Annotated in this window: 20 protein-coding genes; 9 read left to right on the top strand and 11 right to left on the bottom strand. The window is 30.8% G+C overall.

All coding sequences use genetic code 11. The features are described from left to right. Window positions 1-101 precede the first annotated feature (101 nt). Genes lexA through C820_RS06460 form a run of 3 tightly spaced genes read left to right on the top strand, consistent with a single transcriptional unit; the run spans window position 102 to window position 2,964 of the window. Window positions 102-725 (top strand): transcriptional repressor LexA, encoded by a 624-nt coding sequence (gene lexA / locus C820_RS06470; RefSeq protein ID WP_004038982.1) that lies wholly within the window; start codon window positions 102-104, stop codon window positions 723-725. 26 nt (window positions 726-751) lie between these two features. Next, complete coding sequence (locus C820_RS06465; protein ID WP_004038989.1) at window positions 752-2,683, top strand: NAD(+) synthase; 1,932 nt, start codon at window positions 752-754, stop codon at window positions 2,681-2,683. Window positions 2,684-2,706: 23 nt separating this feature from the next. Further along, complete coding sequence (locus C820_RS06460) at window positions 2,707-2,964, top strand: hypothetical protein (RefSeq protein WP_004038990.1); 258 nt, start codon at window positions 2,707-2,709, stop codon at window positions 2,962-2,964. Between the two features lie 41 nt (window positions 2,965-3,005). Here the strand turns inward: C820_RS06460 and C820_RS06455 are convergent, their stop codons facing one another. Continuing rightward, window positions 3,006-3,374, bottom strand: a complete 369-nt coding sequence (locus C820_RS06455; protein WP_004038991.1) for a MerR family transcriptional regulator — start codon at window positions 3,372-3,374, stop codon at window positions 3,006-3,008. 106 nt (window positions 3,375-3,480) lie between these two features. On the opposite strand from C820_RS06455, the gene C820_RS06450 reads away from it, so the two are divergent. Beyond that, window positions 3,481-3,843, top strand: a complete 363-nt coding sequence (locus C820_RS06450; protein WP_004038993.1) for a carboxymuconolactone decarboxylase family protein — start codon at window positions 3,481-3,483, stop codon at window positions 3,841-3,843. Window positions 3,844-3,884: 41 nt separating this feature from the next. Here the strand turns inward: C820_RS06450 and pyk are convergent, their stop codons facing one another. The 4 genes from pyk to C820_RS06430 all read right to left on the bottom strand — a co-directional run bounded on the left by pyk (window position 3,885) and on the right by C820_RS06430 (window position 11,077). Next, window positions 3,885-5,645, bottom strand: coding sequence for a pyruvate kinase (pyk, locus tag C820_RS06445; protein WP_162213094.1), 1,761 nt, complete (start codon window positions 5,643-5,645; stop codon window positions 3,885-3,887). Window positions 5,646-5,761: 116 nt separating this feature from the next. After that, on the bottom strand, window positions 5,762-6,733 hold the full coding sequence (pfkA, locus tag C820_RS06440; protein ID WP_353477521.1) for a 6-phosphofructokinase: 972 nt from the start codon (window positions 6,731-6,733) through the stop codon (window positions 5,762-5,764). Window positions 6,734-6,987: 254 nt separating this feature from the next. Then, window positions 6,988-10,473, bottom strand: a complete 3,486-nt coding sequence (locus C820_RS06435) for a DNA polymerase III subunit alpha (RefSeq protein WP_083863997.1) — start codon at window positions 10,471-10,473, stop codon at window positions 6,988-6,990. A gap of 247 nt (window positions 10,474-10,720) precedes the next feature. After that, on the bottom strand, window positions 10,721-11,077 hold the full coding sequence (locus C820_RS06430; RefSeq protein ID WP_004039007.1) for a winged helix-turn-helix transcriptional regulator: 357 nt from the start codon (window positions 11,075-11,077) through the stop codon (window positions 10,721-10,723). Window positions 11,078-11,209: 132 nt separating this feature from the next. Between C820_RS06430 and C820_RS06425 the strand changes: the two genes are divergently transcribed. Next, entirely contained in the window at window positions 11,210-11,737 is a 528-nt protein-coding gene (locus tag C820_RS06425; protein WP_004039008.1) for a nitroreductase family protein, read from the top strand. Further along, on the top strand, window positions 11,734-12,021 hold the full coding sequence (locus C820_RS06420) for a putative quinol monooxygenase (protein ID WP_004039009.1): 288 nt from the start codon (window positions 11,734-11,736) through the stop codon (window positions 12,019-12,021). Before C820_RS06425 ends, C820_RS06420 begins: the two co-directional genes overlap by 4 nt. A gap of 60 nt (window positions 12,022-12,081) precedes the next feature. On the opposite strand, the gene C820_RS06415 is transcribed toward C820_RS06420, so the two are convergent. Beyond that, window positions 12,082-12,495 carry a hypothetical protein gene (locus C820_RS06415; protein ID WP_004039010.1) on the bottom strand — a complete coding sequence of 138 codons (414 nt, stop codon included), beginning with the start codon at window positions 12,493-12,495 and terminating at the stop codon, window positions 12,082-12,084. A 137-nt stretch (window positions 12,496-12,632) separates the two neighbouring features. Here C820_RS06415 and C820_RS06410 point away from each other — a divergent pair, with 137 nt between their 5' ends. Further along, entirely contained in the window at window positions 12,633-13,397 is a 765-nt protein-coding gene (locus C820_RS06410) for an EFR1 family ferrodoxin (protein ID WP_004039011.1), read from the top strand. Window positions 13,398-13,447: 50 nt separating this feature from the next. Here C820_RS06410 and C820_RS06405 read toward each other — a convergent pair whose 3' ends face one another. The 5 genes from C820_RS06405 to C820_RS06385 all read right to left on the bottom strand — a co-directional run bounded on the left by C820_RS06405 (window position 13,448) and on the right by C820_RS06385 (window position 17,011). Beyond that, a complete protein-coding gene (locus C820_RS06405; protein WP_004039013.1) occupies window positions 13,448-13,801 on the bottom strand; it encodes a BlaI/MecI/CopY family transcriptional regulator in 354 nt (117 codons plus the stop codon). A 478-nt stretch (window positions 13,802-14,279) separates the two neighbouring features. Next, window positions 14,280-15,119, bottom strand: a complete 840-nt coding sequence (locus C820_RS06400; protein WP_004039014.1) for a TIGR02452 family protein — start codon at window positions 15,117-15,119, stop codon at window positions 14,280-14,282. 82 nt (window positions 15,120-15,201) lie between these two features. Further along, entirely contained in the window at window positions 15,202-15,591 is a 390-nt protein-coding gene (locus tag C820_RS06395) for a hypothetical protein (RefSeq protein WP_004039015.1), read from the bottom strand. A gap of 58 nt (window positions 15,592-15,649) precedes the next feature. Beyond that, a complete protein-coding gene (locus C820_RS06390; protein WP_004039016.1) occupies window positions 15,650-16,246 on the bottom strand; it encodes a hypothetical protein in 597 nt (198 codons plus the stop codon). Between the two features lie 36 nt (window positions 16,247-16,282). Next, entirely contained in the window at window positions 16,283-17,011 is a 729-nt protein-coding gene (locus C820_RS06385) for a hypothetical protein (protein WP_004039017.1), read from the bottom strand. Between the two features lie 236 nt (window positions 17,012-17,247). On the opposite strand from C820_RS06385, the gene C820_RS06380 reads away from it, so the two are divergent. Together C820_RS06380 and C820_RS06375 are read left to right on the top strand one after the other, a co-directional pair. Further along, the gene (locus C820_RS06380; protein WP_004039018.1) at window positions 17,248-17,802 is read left to right on the top strand and encodes a helix-turn-helix domain-containing protein; all 555 of its coding nucleotides are present in this window, start codon (window positions 17,248-17,250) and stop codon (window positions 17,800-17,802) included. A gap of 19 nt (window positions 17,803-17,821) precedes the next feature. Continuing rightward, window positions 17,822-20,194 (top strand): glycyl radical protein, encoded by a 2,373-nt coding sequence (locus tag C820_RS06375; protein ID WP_004039019.1) that lies wholly within the window; start codon window positions 17,822-17,824, stop codon window positions 20,192-20,194. Window positions 20,195-20,215: the final 21 nt, after the last annotated feature.

Below are 20,215 nucleotides of genomic sequence, written 5' to 3'. Positions count from 1 at the left end.
ATATACTATACAAACTTAGCGAACATATATTTGATTTTAAATACAATTTATGTTATAGTTACTATGTTATAGCATACTAATTTTATGTATCTACAAATGAGGTGATTTTTATACGTGAAACAGCATTAAAACAAAAACAAAAGCAAAAACAAATACTACAATATTTAAAATCAGAAGTACAAAAAAAGGGCTATCCTCCTTCTGTTCGTGAAATCAGTATCGCACTTGGCATAAAATCTACTTCTACAGTACATTTTCATCTTTCTAAATTAGAACAGCAAGGCTATATTCGCCGTGACCCATCTAAACCAAGAGCTATAGAAATTTTAGATAGCCAAGAGCAAAAAGAAAACATTGAAATTCCTATTGTAGGCACAATTACTGCAGGTACACCTATATTAGCAGTAGAAAATATAGAAGACACATTCCCTTTACCTACAAGCTTTTTTAATGACAATGACGATTTATTTATGTTAAGAGTAAAAGGAGAAAGCATGATTGAGGCTGGTATTTTTCATAGAGATTTAATATTAGTTCGTCAGCAGTCTTATGCTGAAAATGGTGACATTGTCGTAGCATTATTAGGTGAACTGGCTACTGTAAAAACTTATTACAAAGGAAAGTCAAAAATACGACTTCAACCTGAAAATTCTTCTATGGCACCTATTTTTGTAACAGATGTCAAAATATTAGGAAAAGTAGTAGGACTATTTCGCAAATTTTAAATATACAAAAGGAGTGATGATTATTTATGTATGGTTTTATAAGAGTTGGTTCCGCAATACCAGAATGCAAATTAGCAGACTGTATTTATAATAAAGAGAAAATAATAAATATACTACAGCAGGCTTGCGAAAAACAAATACAAGTACTTGTTTTTCCAGAATTATCTATTACCACATACACCTGTGGAGATTTATTTTTTCAGTCTTCTTTATTACATTCTGCCAAAAGTAGCCTTTATGACATTGTAAAGGCTTCACAAAACATTGATATTTTTGCAGTAGTAGGTTTACCTCTTTCTATAGACAACCAGTTATTTAACTGTGCTGTAGCTATTTACAAAGGTACAATATTAGGTGTTGTACCCAAAAGTTGTCTACCAAATTACGGAGAATTTTATGAAAAGCGTTGGTTTTCTCCTGCGAAACAGCTTCTATCAAAAGAAATATTACTTTTTGATCAAAAAGTACCTGTTGGAACAGATTTAATATTCTCAGCAGAGCAAATTCCTTATTGTAAAATTGGTATTGAAATTTGTGAAGATTTATGGAGTGCTATTCCTCCTAGTTCTTATCAATCACTTTATGGTGCTACAATATTATTAAATCCTTCTGCAAGCAATGAATTAGCTACAAAATACGATTACAGAAAACAATTGATTTCTCAGCAATCCTCTCGTTGTATTGCCTCTTATGTATATTCTTCTTCTGGTATAGGAGAATCTACGCAAGATATGGTATTTAGTGGTCATGGCCTAATATACGAAAATGGTACACTTTTAAAGCAATCTCAACGTTTTATAAGAGAAACACAGTTAATTTATGCAGACATTGATTTAGAACTTTTAGCAAATGACAGAAGAAAAAATGTTACATTTATGGATACACAATGTGAAATGCCTTCTTTTAGAGAAATTACTTTTTCTATGAAACCACAAAATATTAATAAATTAGAACGTATTATAAAACCACAGCCTTTTATACCAGAAAATAATGAATTTTTAGATAAAAGATGTCGTGACATATTTAACATACAAGTGGTAGGACTTGCTAGAAGAATAGAGCATACTCATGCGAAAACGGTTGTAGTGGGTATTTCTGGAGGATTAGACTCTACTCTTGCACTTTTAGTCTGTGCAAAAGCCTGCGACTATTTAGGCATTTCCAGAAATCACATTATTGGTATTACTATGCCCGGTTTTGGTACAACAGACAGAACTTACCAAAATGCACTTGCTCTCATGGCTGCATTAGGTACACAAATACGTGAAATTTCTATACAAAAAGCAGCACTACAACATTTTGAAGACATTGGACATGATATTTCTATACATGATGTCACATACGAAAACACCCAGGCAAGAGAGCGTACTCAAATTTTAATGGACATTGCAAACAAAGAAAGCGGTTTTGTTGTAGGTACAGGCGACCTTTCTGAATTGGCACTTGGCTGGGCAACTTACAACGGTGACCATATGTCTATGTATGGCGTAAATGCTGGTGTCCCTAAAACACTCATTCGTGTACTTGTTCGCTGGATAGCAGAATATGGTTCTCTTTCTCAAAAAGCAAATGAAATACTATTTGATGTTTTAGATACTCCTGTCAGTCCTGAATTATTACCTCCAGATGAAGCTGGTAATATCAATCAAAAAACAGAGGAAATTGTTGGCCCTTATGAATTACACGACTTTTTCCTTTATTATGTAGTACGTTTTGGGTTCTCTCCTGCTAAAATATTATTTTTAGCAGAACAGGCATTTAACGGAGAATATGAAAAAGCAACATTATTAAAATGGCTCAAAAACTTTTATCATCGTTTCTTTACGCAGCAGTTTAAACGCTCTTGTTTACCAGACGGGCCAAAAGTAGGTACAATATCTCTTTCTCCTCGAGGCGACTGGAGAATGCCTTCTGACGCTTTTAATACTATATGGTTAGAAGAAGTTGAAAAATTATAAATATATTTAAGGGGGAGTTGATTATGATTAATTTATATTTTAAAGATAAATGTCCTTACTGTAGTGAATTTATTTCAGAACACTGTGAGGATTATGTCATTGATACTTCTTACTACGACAGAGAAATGGGAACTGAAATAGAATATACTATTGAATGTGACGAATATATTTGTCCAAATTGTGAAAAAAAATTCTCATTTCATGGGTCAATCTGGGAATATCCAGAAGGAGCATTAAATCTAAATGATATAGTTATTGAACCTATTGATAGCATTGAATAGAAATAAAAAGTTCTTTTTTATAAATATTGAGGGCATTGCCCTCAATATTTCTTTTCACCCTTTTTAATTTCTTTTTCATACCACAATATTTTTTGTCCTAAATTTTGTAAATACATTTCCCATTTTTTTTGCTGCTCTACTACAGTATCATAATGCCTTTTGAGTAATTTTAATCTTTGTGGCATTGTTTTTTCTCCTTCATAGCGGAGAGAGGCATATTTTTGTATCTCTTGTAATTTCATTCCTGTATCTTTCAGTCTTTTTATAAATTGTACCCATTCTATTTCTTTTTCTGTATAAATCCTCCTTCCTTTTTCATCTCTTGCTACAATAATCAATTTTTTATCTTCATAATATCTCAATGTATAAACACTCATGCCTGTTTTTTTTGAAAATTCTCCTATTGTCATAAAATTATCTCCTTTTTTTATTTTTTCTATTGACCTCTAGTATACTCTAGCTTGTACACTATCATTGTAAAACAATATAACTATTATATAAGGAGGTTTTTTATATATGACACGCTATGAAAAAGGATTACAGCAATTAAAAATGATAGACGGAAAAGCAGGTGAAGATGTAATTGCTTGTTTAGAAAACATTGCACCAGATTTAGCAAAATATATTATAGAATTTGCTTTTGGTGACATATATACTCGCAAACAACTTTCTTTAGCAGAAAGAGAAATCATTACACTTTCTAGTTTACTAACTGCTGGTAGCTGTGAAGCACAACTAAAAGTACACATACAAGCTGCACTTCATATAGGTATTTCTCCTCAAAAAATAATAGAAATTTTTATACAGTGTATTCCTTATACTGGTTTTGCTAAAGTATTAAATGCTGTATTTACAGCACAACAACTATTTTATAATTAATTAAAAAATCCTCTATCTGAAAAACAGACAGAGGATTTTTTTTATTCTTGTTCTGGAATACCTGTATAAATATAACCTCTTTTTGGGTCTACTGTAATCAAGCCATCATTTGGCATAAAGTCAATTACTTTCATATTGCAGGCAATCATAGGAATATTTAGTGCTCTACATACGTGTTCTGCATGGCAACTACCAATATGGTCTGGGTCTATTGGGCCAACAATTACAGCAGATGCCTTTTTAATATATGGAAGCCAATCACTATCTGTTGTTGTAGTAACTAATATATCTCCTTTTCTGAAATGAATTTCTGCTTCATTGAGTACTTTTATTACTCTTGCTGTTCCAGAAACTCTTTCTTTACCAAATCCTACTCCCTTTGCTAATACATCGCCTATAACATCTACTCTTAATGTATTTGTAGAACCTGTTACACCAAGTGGCACGCCTACTGCAATTACAATAGTATCTCCATTTTTAGCTAATCCACTTTTTACTGCTGCTTCTATAGCAACATCAAATATTTCATTATCTTTTGGTCTTTCATGATATAATGATTTACAACCCCAAACTAAATTCATTTGACGCCATGCTCTTTCGTCCATAGTACAGCCTACAATAGGGCAGGTTGGTCTATGTTTTGCTATCATTCTTGCTGTAAATCCAGATGTTGTTACAGTACAAATACAAGCTGTTTTTAATTCTGCTGCGGTTGTACATGCTGCATAACTAATTGCATTTGTAATATTTTTAGCAGTACCAAATGTTCTTGTTAAATTATGAGAATAGTTAATACTATGTTCTGTTTTTTCTGCAATTTTTGCCATCATCGCAACTGCTTCTACAGGATAATCTCCTTTTGCAGTTTCTCCTGAAAGCATAATAGCATCAGAACCATCAAATATAGTATTTGCTACGTCATTTGCTTCTGCTCTTGTTGGTCTTGGATTAGCTATCATACTTTCTAACATCTGTGTTGCTGTAATAACTGGTTTACTTGCAGCATTTGCTTTTTCTATCAATGATTTTTGTACAAGAGGCACTTCTTCAGATGGTATTTCAACACCCAAGTCACCACGTGCAACCATAATACTATCTGCTACTTCTAATATTTCATCAATATTGATAACGCCTTCTCTAGACTCTATTTTAGCAATAATATGAATATCATTTCCGCCATTTTCTTCCAATACTTTTCTAATATTGATAACATCTTTTGCAGAGCGTATAAATGATGCAGCAATATAGTCAAATCCCATTTCAATACCAAATTTAATATCTTCTATATCTCTCTCTGTTAAAGAAGGCAAATGCACATAAACATCAGGTAAATTCATACCTTTATTAGAACTTACCAAACCGCCATTTATAACAGTACAATTAATATCATTTCCTTTTATACTATCTACACGAAGCTCTATCAAGCCATCATCAATAAGCACTCTAGAACCAACTTCTAAATCATTTGGCAAATCTTGATATGTTACAGCAACCCTTTCTTTATTTCCCACAATATCCTCTGTTGTTAATGTGAATTTCTCATTTTTTTCTAAACGATACTCTGGTGCATCAAATGTCTTTAATCGAATTTCTGGCCCTTTTGTATCCAATATCAAAGGAATAGGAGCGTTTAACTCTTCTCTTGCCTGTTTTAATTTGTTTATAATTTCTGTATGAGACTCATATGTACCATGTGAAAAATTAATACGTGCACCGTCTAAGCCACTTCGTATTAAATCTTTCATGATTTCTACATCATCTGTTGCTGGTCCTAATGTACAAACAATTTTCGTTCTTCTCAAAACTATATTCCTCCTTTAATATTATTATTTCATACTATAGCACAAAAAGAACCGTAACAGGCAAACTACTTTATTAGAGTATTTGCCTTTTATTTACGGTACTTTTTACTTCTTTTTTATTTTGAAATTGCCAATGTTTTTACAATATCATAAAGTTCAGCGTCATATCTCTTTTCCATAGTTAATGCTTCTTCTATATCCATTGTTCCATATTTTCCTTGATTATATACTACTACTCTTGTTCTTTCTCCTGCCATAAGTGCTTGTACTGCTTTATATCCCATTATAGATGCGTGCATACGGTCAAGTGCTGTTGGATTACCTCCTCTTTGCAAATGTCCCAATATTGTAGCTCTCGTTTGTATTCCTGTTATTTCTTGAATTTCTTTTGCTAATTTTTGAGAACCTCCAACGCCTTCTGCTACTACAATTAAATTGTGGCGTTTTCCTAAACTTCTGTTCTCTAAAATTTGTTTAATTACTGTTTCTGGACTAATCATATCTTTTTCTTCTGGAAGTAATACTTCCTCTGCTCCACCTGCCATAGCACACCATAAAGCAATATAACCAGCATCTCTACCCATTACTTCTACCACAGAACATCTTTCATGAGAACTTGATGTATCTCTTAATTTATTAATTGCATCTGCTCCTGTATTTACAGCAGTATCAAATCCTATAGTATATTCTGTACAATTCATATCTAAATCAATTGTTGCAGGAACACCAATACAATTTACACCATGTTTTGCTAATGCTTGACATCCTCTAAAAGAACCATCTCCACCAATTACAATTAAACCATCTAATCCTAAAACTTTATAAATTTTGGCTGCTTTTTCTTGTCCTTCTTCTGTTAACATTTCTAGGCAGCGTGCTGTATGCAATATTGTACCGCCTCTATTGATAATGTCAGAAACATTTTTTCCCTCCAATGTCTTAATGTCAGCATTGAGCAAACCATCATATCCTTTACGAATACCTACTACTTCAATACCATTATTAATACCTGTTCTAACAACAGCTCTTATCGCTGCATTCATACCTGGAGCATCTCCTCCACTTGTTAAGACACCGATTTTTTTCAGATTATGTTCCATGCTTCCATTCCTCCCAATCTTCATCATTTCTCTTTTTGATTTATAACTATAAGCAGTGCGGAACAAAAATGGTAAAGCAATCTATTTACTTTTTATTTCTATTCCCCAAATCCCTAAAAATAAAACATTTTTAAGACTTTCACTGCAATTTACCATTTTTATCAATTTATACTTTTGTTAATATTGTAAACGTTATAACCTACATTGTAAATAATAAATTTGTTTCTTTTTTATTGATTATGCTATATATTTTTATTTTTTATAATTACATTACCATTACCTAAAAGTAGCTCCAATTCCTGTATTGCTAAAGCACTTTGTTCAAACCAATAACGACTATCTGCCTTCAACATTTGTCCTGTTTTTCTATTGTCAATATATACAGGCATACTACCATGATATTTTAAAAGTACTTTTATAATATCTTGTAAATTTATTTTACTTTCCTTTTCAAGCACCAAACCTAACACAGAATATTGCTCTCCTTCTGTATTCAAAAAATCTATTTGTGAAGCAATTAATTTTGTTTCTCCTTCTGCTGAAATACTTGCTCTACCTTTTACTATCACAACAGCATCTTCTTGTATTTTATGAGATACTTTTTCATACACATTTGAAAACACAACTACTTCTATTGTACCGCTTAAATCCTCCAATGTCAAAAACGCCATTTTAGTGCCTGTTCTTGTATGTTTTACACTTTTATGTATTATCATACCACCTATTATTACTCTTTGCCCATCAAATATTTTTGTATTTTGTTCTTCATCTGGTAAAAAATTTTTACTAACACAATTTATTTTTTGTTTTAATACTGCTTCATATTCTGCCAGAGGGTGGCCACTTACATAAATTCCCAGAACTTCTTTTTCTAATGCAAGTTTTTCTTTTATAGGATATTCTTCTTTGATAGGCAATTCTTCTATAACATATGTTTGTTTTTGTTCTTCCATATCAAATAAAGACATTTGTCCTTCTAAATTATTTTTACGAGATTGTCCAATACCATCTAATATACTTTTATATATTGTCATATACTGAGAACGAAATCCTCCCAAAGAGTCAAAAGCACCTGCTTTTACAAGACTTTCTAAACTTCTTCTGTTAAGTTCTCCCGTTTCCATACGATTACAAAAATCTGTAAGAGAAGTATATGCTCCATTTTTTTCTCTTTCTGATACCAATGCCTTTATAGTATTTTTTCCTACATTCTTTATTGCCGACAAACTAAATCGTATTTTACCATCAGATACTGAAAAATGTCCAAATCCTTCATTAATATCTGGAGGTAATAATGCAATATTCATTTTTTTACATTCATCTATATATCCAGACAATTTATCGGAATTATCCATAACACTAGTCATTAATGCTGCCATAAATTCTACAGGGTAATGCGTTTTCAGCCATGCTGTCTGGTAGCCTACTACAGCATAACAAACGGCATGACTTTTATTAAAAGCATATTTTGCAAAGTCTGTCATTTCATCAAATATTTTTGCTGCAGTATCTTCATCAATGCCATTTTTAATACAGCCTGCTACTTCTTCCCCTATACCATATATAAAGTTTTTTCTTTCCTGTGCCATAACATCTGCTTTTTTCTTGCTCATTGCTCTACGTACTAAATCGCTTCGCCCTAAGCTATATCCAGCCAAATCACGCACTATTTGCATAACTTGCTCTTGATACACAATACAGCCATATGTTGTTTTTAATATTGGCTCTAGTGAAATATGTGTATATTGTATATTATCTTTTTCCCTTTTTCCTTTGATATATTTAGGTATAAAATCCATAGGGCCAGGGCGATAAAGAGAAATGCCTGCAATCAAATCTTCTAAATTACTTGGTTGTAATTCTCTTAAAAATTGTTTCATACCGCCGCTTTCTAACTGAAATATTCCTTCTGTTTTTCCTTGTGCTATCAGTTGATATACTTCTGGTTCTTTTTGGTCAATATGGTCAATATCTATTTTAATATCATGTATTCTTTCAATTTCTTTTACTGCATTTTGTATTACTGTCAATGTTCTTAATCCTAAAAAGTCCATTTTTAGTATGCCTAATTCTTCCAATGTATTCATAGTATACTGTGTGGTAATTGCTCCATCATTAGAATTTAAAGGCACATATTCCATTACAGCATCTCTACATATTACCACCCCTGCGGCATGAGTAGATGCGTGTCTTGGTAATCCTTCCAATCTCATTGACATATCTATTAAATAACGTGTACTTTCTTCTGTATCATATGCTCGTTTTAATTCTAAATTCGTTTTCAATGCCTTTTCTATTGTTATACCCAATTCTGTAGGTATCATTTTTGAAACTCTATCTACATCTGCATAAGGCATTGCCAAAGCACGTCCTACATCTTTTATTGCTGCTCTTGCTGCCATTGTTCCAAATGTAATAATTTGTGCAACGTGGTCTTCTCCATATTTTTGAATTACATAGTCAATCACTTCTTGTCTTCTTTCATAACAAAAATCAACATCTATATCTGGCATACTAATTCTTTCTGGATTTAAAAATCTTTCAAATATTAAATCGTATGCGATAGGGTCTATTGTTGTAATGGACAGACAATAAGATACAATACTTCCTGCTGCTGAGCCTCTACCTGGCCCTACAATAATACCATTATCTTTTGAAAATTTAATAAAATCCCAAACAATCAAAAAATAATCTACATATCCCATTGTTTCAATGGTATTTAATTCATAATCTAATCTTTTTTTTAACTGCTCTGATGCGTTAGGATATTTTTGAGCAAAACCTGTATAACACAATTCTCTCAAATACTGCTTTGCTGTTTTTCCTTCTGGAACATCAAAACGAGGTAATTTTAAATCATGAAATACAAATTCTACATTACACCTATCTGCTATAGCTTGTGTATTTTCCAGTGCTTCTACATCTTCTGTAAAAAGTGAATACATTTCTTCTACGCTTTTTACATAAAACTGACCACCTTCATATCTCATTCTATTTTCATCATTGACTGTTTTTCCTGTTTGTATACATAATAATATATCATGTGATACATTATCCTCTTTATAAATATAATGGCTGTCATTTGAGCAAATCATAGGAATACCTGTTTCATTATGTATTTTTCTCAATGCTTCATTCACTATTTTTTGTTCTCTCATGCCATGGTCTTGCAATTCTAAAAAATAATTCCCTTTTCCAAATATTTGTTCATATTCTAAAGCTGTTTGTTTTGCTTTTTCATACGAAACTGTTAATATATCTCTTGCTACTGCACCTGCAAGGCAAGCACTGGAAGCAATAATTCCTTTATGATATTTTTTCAATAATTGTTTATCTACTCTTGGCTTATAATAAAATCCATCAATAAAGCCATATGACACCAATTTAATTAAGTTTTGATAGCCTTCATTATTTTCTGCCAAAAGTACTAAATGCGTATATTGATAACCATTTTTATTTTCTTTTTCCAGTCGAGAGCCATTTGCAACATAAACTTCACAGCCTATAATTGGTTTTATTCCTTTTTCTTTTGCAGCTTTATAAAATTCAACAGCTCCATACATTGCACCATGATCTGTTATAGCAATGCTATTCATGCCTAATTCTTTTGTTCTTTCCACTAATTCCTTTATTTTTGCAGAGCCGTCTAAAAGACTATATTCTGTATGAACGTGTAAATGAGTAAAAGGTCTTTTTTCTATATTATATTGTTGTTTTTCTAATTCCATATATTCACCGACCTTTACACACTTTTTATTTTTTTTCTGTAACATTGTATCATAAAAAAGCTCAAAATAATTCAAATTTGAAATAATTCCCCAAAAACTGCCATTTTTTTATAATTTAAAATTATACTATAATTTTTTATGACAATATTTTAAATTTTTATATTTTATTTTTTGCAAAATTTATACAATATATACAAGCAACTTTTATTGATTTCTTTTATAAATTGTATTCTTTTTTTAAACAAATTTATAATGCCTCTTTTTGGCACTTTATTACAATATTATTTTTTTCTATATACTCATTACCCCAATTACACATAACATCTAATATTGGTATCAAACTTTTTCCAAACTCTGTAAGAGAATATTCTACTTTTGGTGGTACTACTGGATATACTTTTCTTTCTATCAGACCATCTTTTTCTAAATCTCTAAGCTGTTGTGTAAGCATTTTAGGTGTTACTTGAGGCACTAATGCCCTTAATTCATGAAAGCGAAGTGTTCCTCCCATTAAATGCCACAAAAGCAATGCCTTCCACTTTCCCCCAATCAATTCTAGCGTAACTTCCATAGGGCAATGATAGCCTTGTTTACATTGTTTCATACTATCCTCCTTTATAGTATCTTTTTGTATACTATTGCACTTTAAAGTGCGTACTTGTGTTTTATAAAATAACTGATACAATTATATCACAAATAAAATTTTATTTGCAACATACAGAAAGGAGATTTTAATATGGATTTTTTAGAACTTGCTAAAAAAAGATACAGCACAAGACAATTTCAGTCTAAACCAGTAGAAAAACAAAAAATAGAAGCTATTATAAATGCTGCTCATGTGGCACCTACTGCTGCAAATTTACAGCCTCAAAAACTTCTGATGTTAGATGACTCTGGACAACTATCAAAACTTGCTCCCTTTGCTAACTTTTACAATGCACCTGTTGTCATGATTGTTTTAGCAGATACTTCTTGCTCTTGGAAAAGACATTATGACAAAAAATATTTTGCTGATATTGACTGTGCTATTGTAACAGACCATATGATGTTAGAAGCAACTTCTCTCGGTTTAGGCAGTGTATGGATAGGAAATTTTTCACCTGAAGATGTCAAAAAAGCATTTTCAATTCCTCAAGATTTAGATGTAGTTACTATGCTTGCTATAGGCTATGCAGAAGAAAACACTGCACTTTCTCCACAAAGGCACAACCAAACCAGAAAACCAATTTCGGAACTTATTTACAACACGGAGGATTTTTTATGATTAACATTATTGCAGAGGGTACACTTCCTCAAAAAAACAAAAATGCTTTTTTAGAATTAGCAAAACCACTTATAGAAGCTTCTCAAAAAGAAACAGGAAATATATTTTATCATTTACATGAATGTTTAGACAATACAGAAAAAATTGCTTTTATAGAATGTTGGGCTGACCAATCTGCTATAGATAGCCACAATGCCAGCAAACATTTTACAACAATATGCCCTCAATTAAATGAATTACTTTCACAGCCTTTAAAAATTACATTATACAAAACATTGTTATAATCCCTCACTATAACATATAAAAAAGTATTCAGTACATTTACAACAATGTACTGAATACTTTTACTTTTCCAACATTTCTTTTGCTTTTTTATATTTTTCTACTCTTTGTATATCCTTTTGTGTTACATTTTGTATTCTTTTTAAATTCATATTATCCTCTAAATCAGCCAATTTTACTACACGTGCTACATCATTTTGTTTTACTCTTTGTATATAATTGAAATAACATTCTCCTTCTTTTTTCGTTAGACAGACTACAGCTTCTATTATTTGCTGAGAAAAACCAGCTTTTTTTAAATCCTGTTCTGTCATTTCGCTATCCTCCAGAACATCATGAAGTACTGCTACAATTTGTTGTTGTTCTTTTTCAAAGCAGAGCATTACTCTTAATGTATGTAATATATAATTTTTTCCTGCTTTGTCTTTTTGCCCACTATGTGCTTTTAACGCAAATAGTATTGCTTTTTCTAACATTATTATTCTTCCTTTCAATATCACAATACTTTTTAAAATACTATATCATTCTTTTTTAAAAAAGTGTATAATAAAAAATAACAAATTTACAATATTTTTATACATAAACACATTATAATCAAAGAAAGGATAGTATTATGATATTTTATTTTTCAGGAACTGGAAATTCTTTCTATACGGCACAGCAACTTTCTGCTTCTTTACAAGAACCTATTTGTAACATAACAGATATTATACACAGCAATAATTACAGTTACATTATTTCACAAGGAGAACATTTAGGATTTGTTTTTCCTGTATATGCTTGGGGACTTCCTAAACCTGTTATTACTTTTATTGAAAATTTAGATATTTCTTCTATTGCTCCCTATTACACTTTTGCTATTATTACCTGTGGTGAAAGTATAGGCAATACTATGGAAGAATTAAAAAAAATATTAAAAAAGAAAAATATTTATTTAAACAGTGGTTTTTCTATTGCTATGCCTGATAACTACGTTGTTTTATTTGATGTTCTAAGCAAAGAACAACAAACAGAAAAATTAAATAAAGCTGAAAAAACAATTTATAAAATTGCTAAAATGATAGCACTACAAAAAGATAATTTTTTCCGTATAGAAAAAGGAAAATTTCCTTTATTAAAAAGCACATTATTTCATTATTTATTCCATCGCTTTTACACTAATACAAAACATTTTTATACCACTGGTGACTGTATTGGTTGTGGCAAATGTGAAACTCTTTGTCCTGCTCGCATGATACACATGAAATCAGAAAAGCCTCATTGGGACAAGGGACATTGTTATATGTGTCTTGCTTGTCTTAATCATTGTCCCAAAGAAGCAATACAATATACCAAAAAAACAGAAAAACATGGTCGTTATCACAATACTCGCTTATAACATTTTATTATAAAAAAACTCCTTAAAATATAAGGAGTTTTTTTGATTACTTAATTCCATTCATTTATCATTTTCTTTAATTCATCTTTTTCTTGTTGTGTAAATGTTTGTTTTTCTAAAAATGTTTTCATAAATTCAGACTTTGAACCATCAAAAAATTTCTCTACCAAATTTGATACACTTTGTTTTTGTACTTCCTCTTTAGAAAGTAATATTTTACAAATAAAGTGTGGTTCTGTTCTTTCTATATATCCCTTTTCTATACATTTTTTAATCACTGTATAAGTTGTATTTCTATTCCAACCTATTTTTTCCTCTAATATTTTGCAAACTTGACTCGCTCTAATCTCCTGTTCTTCCCATAATACATTTAACACTCTTAATTCTGAATCAAATATCTTCATAGATGTCATCTCCTTCTAAATATTAATTATGATTGAACTACCAAAAAAGCCTATTTTTAACATTATGTTTATTATTCTTTAATACATCAAGAACTATCTTGATAGTTTTTAATTTATTATAATTTATAATGAGTATATTAGTCAATATATTTTTTTTGTTTTTTCTATCAAATTTATACTGTGTTTACTAAAATATTTTCTTTTATTACCTTTTTTTACAAAAATATTCTATTTTGTACAAATAATACTTTTTTATATCTACATTCACAACTTTTAATTTAAAAAAACAGTTTTTTTTAATGCTTTATGATATAAATTTTATTAAAAAAAGTGCTATGACTTACATAGCACTAAAATACAAAACTATTTTCGTAAAAATATTGTTTTAAAATGAACTCCAATTTATTCCATATACTCTTTTTAACACACTTATATATTCTTTCTTACTTTTACTAGTTATTTTACCATAATATAGCAATCATTCCAAAAATGCCTTTATACAGCGTTGCTCTTTCGATTGGTCTAAAACGGCATGAAATACAGAAACAAAATACTGCCCCATTTCTTCTTCTAGAAGCTCTTTCCACCAAGCTGCTACTTCTTTTGGGTCATTTCGAAATACACCACACCCATAAGCACCAAGCACTATATGCTTTGCTTTCTGTTCTGCAAATATACTCAATGCTAACTTCATTCTTCTACGCATAACTCTTTTGGCTTGTTGTACATTTTCTCCCTTTAAAATCACTTGTCCCATATTGACTGCTGGTAATGTTAACACAGAAGCTTTTACAGGTACTTCTGCTAATTGAAATCGTTCATCACGGAAAAATACTACTTCTGGAGAATAAATTGCATAATCCAAATACATCATTGATTTATTGGCTCTATTTTGTTTGTAATATTGTTCATGTAATGTTAATGTAGTATAGAGTGTACTAGATACTGTTATGCTCTCCTCTTGAGCTTTAGCCCCATTTAAAAAGCCACCTCCAGGATTTTTCGCACTTGCAAAGTTCAATACAGCAATATCTTTTTTTCCTTCTTTTGTCAGTACACGCACAGCCTCTACTGTAGAAATATTTTCCACTCTTATCTCTGGTTTACTACAGCTTTTACATACATGATATTTTTCGATAATTTTCTCTGCCTCCATAGGAGAAATCAATTTACTTTTTTCAATAGATTGTTTTATATCATCTTTTATACTAATCTGTTGTTTTTCTAATTCTTGATTAGCTTCATTTTTAACTATTCGTTCATAGTATCCCTGTTCTAAAATTTCCAATGTTTCTTTCGCCATTGCTTTTCTATTCATATTTTCCCTCCTGACAAATTTTAGAAATATGATACAATACTATTTTAATTTATATTTATTTTATACCACACAATAATCAAACTCATATTTCAAATTTTTGACCTTCTATTTCTATCGCTTCTATTTTTTTTAAAGGAATTGTTTCAGCAAACAATATATATGTAACTGCCTCATCTGTCTGCTCATTATAAGAAACTGTTTTATCTTCACAGTCATACCATAAATTATAAACTTTTCCATTTTTCATATGAATAGAAATTTCTTTTACTCCTGAAAAAGTAACATTTTCTGACCGATGGTATCTTTGGAAAATGGCAATTGCTCCAGAAGAAAGAAAGGCTTTTTCAACATAAACTCCTATAAGTACATTATCTCCAGTATACATAGACTGTCCTGACAATATATAGCCTTTTTTTACTGTCACTTCAATAGATAGTTCATATTCTTGTACATTCATTTTATTTTTTTGCATAATTACTATAGAACATACTAATGCTACAACTATTAAAGTAACAGTTAGTACTTTTTTCTCATTTTATTCTCTCCTTATTATCAGAATGTGAAACTATTTTTCTTTGCTCGGCTATTTTATCAAATATATCTGCTATTTTTAAATATACATCTCTTATATTTTCTATACCTTGTGCTCTATTAACATCTTGCAAATTATCTAATAATTCATCACAATATTCTGCAATGGCATCATATTTTTCCAGCCAATTTTTTTGGTCGAAATTCCATTTTTTATCTTCTCCTATTACAATACGATTTACAGAACATTTTTCTACAGGTATAAATACAAATTTTGTTATTCGATATTCCTGCTCATTTATGACACCTTTGTCTTTTAATTCTGTAAGTAATTCTTTTCTTTGTTCCTTATCTAAATTTTCTACATCATATTTACTTGCCAATTCTTCCCACTCTTTTTCACTCAGTCCATAATACATCTCTTTTTCTGTTTCTTTTGTTTGTTCCATCTGATTATTTTTTGCAATCACATCAGAAGCAACATATACATCTGATTTATATTGTGGATTATATTGCTTTTCTGACACATCTGTATTTTGTTTTATTATAGGTTTTGTAATATATTTTTGTTGTGTTCTATTAATTGCATTTACCATATTATTCCCTTTCCTTTCATTACTTTAAATATATATCTATTTTATTTTAAAATGAGAAAGTATACTTTCCACATTTATATTTTTTTCAGCATTTTCTAGTATAGAAATATCAAAAAGTTCTTTTCCATTTATAAAAATATAATGGTTTTTACTCCATTTTTTTTCTTTTCCTTCTCTTATCCAAATAGCAATATCACAATGTACCCCACTACTTGCCATATATTCTATTTCTCTTTGCTTTTCATCAATATATCCTAATGTATTGAAACAAATATCAACTACTTTTCCAAAATCTCCATTTTTTAGTTCTTCATATAAATTAACATCATCATAAATGGTATAACACTTTATTTCTCCTATATAATTACCATCATAATAAAGTTCTACATCATTGCCATTTATTTTATATGTCATATTATCAAGTAATGCAACAGTATATTTTTCTGTAGCAATATTATTTTTTTGTATTGCCGATTGACTTTCTGTATTATCTGAAATTTCTTTTTCTATAATTCCATTTTCTTGTTGTTGTAATTGTTCTTTTGTTTTAACATATATTTTTGCTCCCACAGCACCTTTTGGAATACTTCCTGTATTTTCATACACTTGTTTTAATACCTCATATACTTCTTCATCACTCTGTTCTGAAAGCTGAATATCAGCAGTATTATATGTAATATCTCCTATTGTTTTTGTAGTATTTTCTCCAGCATCTAAAGAATTAGATAACATAAACGTACTCAATAATAAAAATAATCCTTTCAAAAAAACCTCTCCTTTCACATAAAAAACAGTATAGAACCAACATATACTATTTTAATAATACAAATATACTATAGTTATACAACAACAGACAATATTTGTCAACTACTTTCATCTGCTAAAAACACAATACAATACTTTTTGAACGTAAAAACGGTCAAAATAATTGACAACTTCTTATTAAAATGCTATATTAAAATTATAAATACGTTATAACGTACTATATTAAGGAGAATATAATGGATATTATGAGCAGCAGAATTTCTGCAAATTTAAAACAAATTCGCAATGAAAAAAAATTGAGTTTAGACAGTGTTGCTAATATGACAGGTGTAAGTAAAAGTATGTTAGGACAAATTGAAAGAGGAGAATCTAGTCCTACTGTGGCAACACTTTGGAAAATTGCCACAGGTCTTCACATTTCTTTTACCGCTTTATTAGAAGGCGATACTATGGAAACAGAAATTATACATAAAAAAGACATTCGTGCTCTTTTAAGTGATGAAGGACAGTTTCGATTGTTTCCATTTTTTCCTTATGACGATAACAGACGTTTTGAAATACTTCAAATTGAAATGGACAAAGACAGTTGTTCTTCTTCTTCTCCTCATGAATATGGCACAGAAGAACTTATCATTGTTTCACAAGGTACAGTTCTCATTACAGTAGGTGAAAAACAATACACAGTAGAAGCTGAAAACGGTATTCATTATATGGCAAATCAAAATCATATTTATAAAAATATAGGTGATTGTACTGCAATAATGTATATGGTTATATTTTATAGAAAATAACAGAAAGGTGGTAAATCATATGAGTATTACTCCTAGAGTAGAAAAAATCCGTCAAAATTATATCAACACAAAACCTTCTATATCCTATGAAAGAGCAAATATTTGGACACAATCATTCCAACGCACAGAAGGATTACCTATGGCTATTCGTACTGCACAAGCATTTTATGATACTTGTAATGAACTTTGCGTCAACATTTTTGAAGGAGAATTGATTGTTGGAGCAAGCGGCGAATTTCGCAAATGTGGTATATTAACACCTGAATTTGCTTGGAAATGGGTAGATGATGAAATGGACAATTTTCCTCAACGTCCTCAAGACCCCTATGAAATGACAGAAGAGCAGAGAAAATTTGTACGCGAAAACATTTTTCCTTATTGGAAAGGAAAATCTGTAGAAGATGCTTTTTTAGCACGCACTTCTGAAGAAACTAAAAAAATTGGTGTGGACACAGGTTTTTTAGACACTGACTCCAAATGGCGTAATGGAATTGGCGAGATTTCTCCAGACTATATTGACCAATTATTTCCAAAAGGCTTTTCTGGCATCAAAAAAGAAGCTCAAGAACATATTTCACAACTGAATGAAGCTATTGCTGAAGAAAAAGACAAAATTACATTTTATCATTCTATCATATTAGTTTGTGATGGTATCATTCGTTTAGCAAACCGCTATGCTGAAAAAGCAGTAGAAATGGCACAAGAAGAAAAAGACACTATCAGAAAATTAGAACTATTAGAAATTGCAGAAGTTTGCGAAAGAGTTCCAGAAAATCCTCCTACATCTTTTCGTGAAGCATTGCAATTTGTATGGTTTGTTCAATTAGGTGGTATTATTTCTGAAAATCCTTTAGCACTCAATCCAGGACGTTTTGACCAATATATGTATCCTTATTACAAAGCAGATGAAGAAGCTGGTAAAATTGATTATAATACAGCACTAGAATTAGTAGAATGTTTATGGTTAAAATATAGTGAATGGGCATGGACAATTTCAGCAAATACAGCTGACTTTTTTGCAGGTTATACTAATTTTGAAAATTTAACAGTAGGTGGTACTACAGTAGACGGAAAAGATGGTACAAACACTATTTCTTACATGGCAATACAAGCTACAAAAGAAACAAAATGTCATCAGCCTACATTAAGCTGTCGTATTCATCCTGATTGTCCCTCTGAATTTATGGAAGCTGTTACAGAATTAGTATCTACTGGCTGCGGTTTTCCTGCTATTCACAGTGACCGCACTGGTTACCAAATGTTGAGCAATTTAGGTTATTCTCCTGAAGATGCCAAAGACTGGAACAACTGCGGCTGTGTTGTACCTCACTCCAGAAAAACATTTGAATGGACTTCTTCCTGTAACATCAGTTTTGCTGCTGCACTTGAATTTGCATTAAATGAAGGTAAAAGTCGTTTGAGCGGAGAACTAGTTGCATTATCTGAAAAAGACCCTAAAACATTTCAGAATTATGAAGAAGTAGAACAAGCAGTATTACGTCAATTTTCATTTATGGTAAAACATGGTGTTATTAGTTTACTTACTGCTCAAAAAATACATAAAGAACAAGCTCCTAGACCTTTTCTTTCTGCCTGCAATGAATATTGTTTAAAAAATGGCAAAGATTTAGTTGATGGTGGTGCAAAATATAATATAGGTCCTGTATTTACAGGCGTTGGTCTATCTGTTACAGCTAATTCTTTGGCAGTTATCAAAAAATTAGTATTTGAAGACAATATTGCTACTATGTCTGATATTATTGATGCTCTTAATCACAACTGGGAAGGCTATGAAACATTGCGTGCCAAAGCACAAGCTGTACCTAAATATGGTAACGATGACGATTATGTAGACAGCATTGCCAAAAAATTAGCAGATTATTTTTATAAAGATGTTACATCTTACAATGATATTTATGGACATCATTTTGTAACGGCATTTATGGGTATTTCAAATTATTTGCCTACAGGAAAAGTATTAGGTGCAACACCTGACGGCAGAAAAGCAAAAGACCCTATTAATGAAGGAGTATCTCCTTATACTGGAACAGACACTTCTACTTGTTTGGCAGCTTTACGTTCTTCTGCAAAATTGAGCCATGATATTCATAGTGGAGGCACATTATTGAATTTACGTTTAAATCATGATTTAGTTGCAACAAAGCGTGGTCGTGCAAATCTTGGTGCGATGCTTCAGTCTTATTTTGCATTAGGTGCATTTCATGTGCAATTTAACACAATTTCTAATGAAGTACTAAAAGATGCTCAAGCACATCCTGAAAATTATAAAGATTTGCTTGTACGTGTAGCTGGATACAGCACACAGTTCGTCAATCTCTCAAAATCTATGCAAGACTCTATTATGGCAAGAAATGCACATGAAAGCTTTTAATACAAATCACAGTAAGAACTT

This window comes from Clostridium sp. MD294 (genome assembly GCF_000364165.2).
GTDB lineage: Bacteria > Bacillota > Clostridia > Lachnospirales > Anaerotignaceae > Coprocola.
Note: the sequence above shows the minus strand (reverse complement) of the source record. Positions and strands in the feature narration are given on the sequence as shown.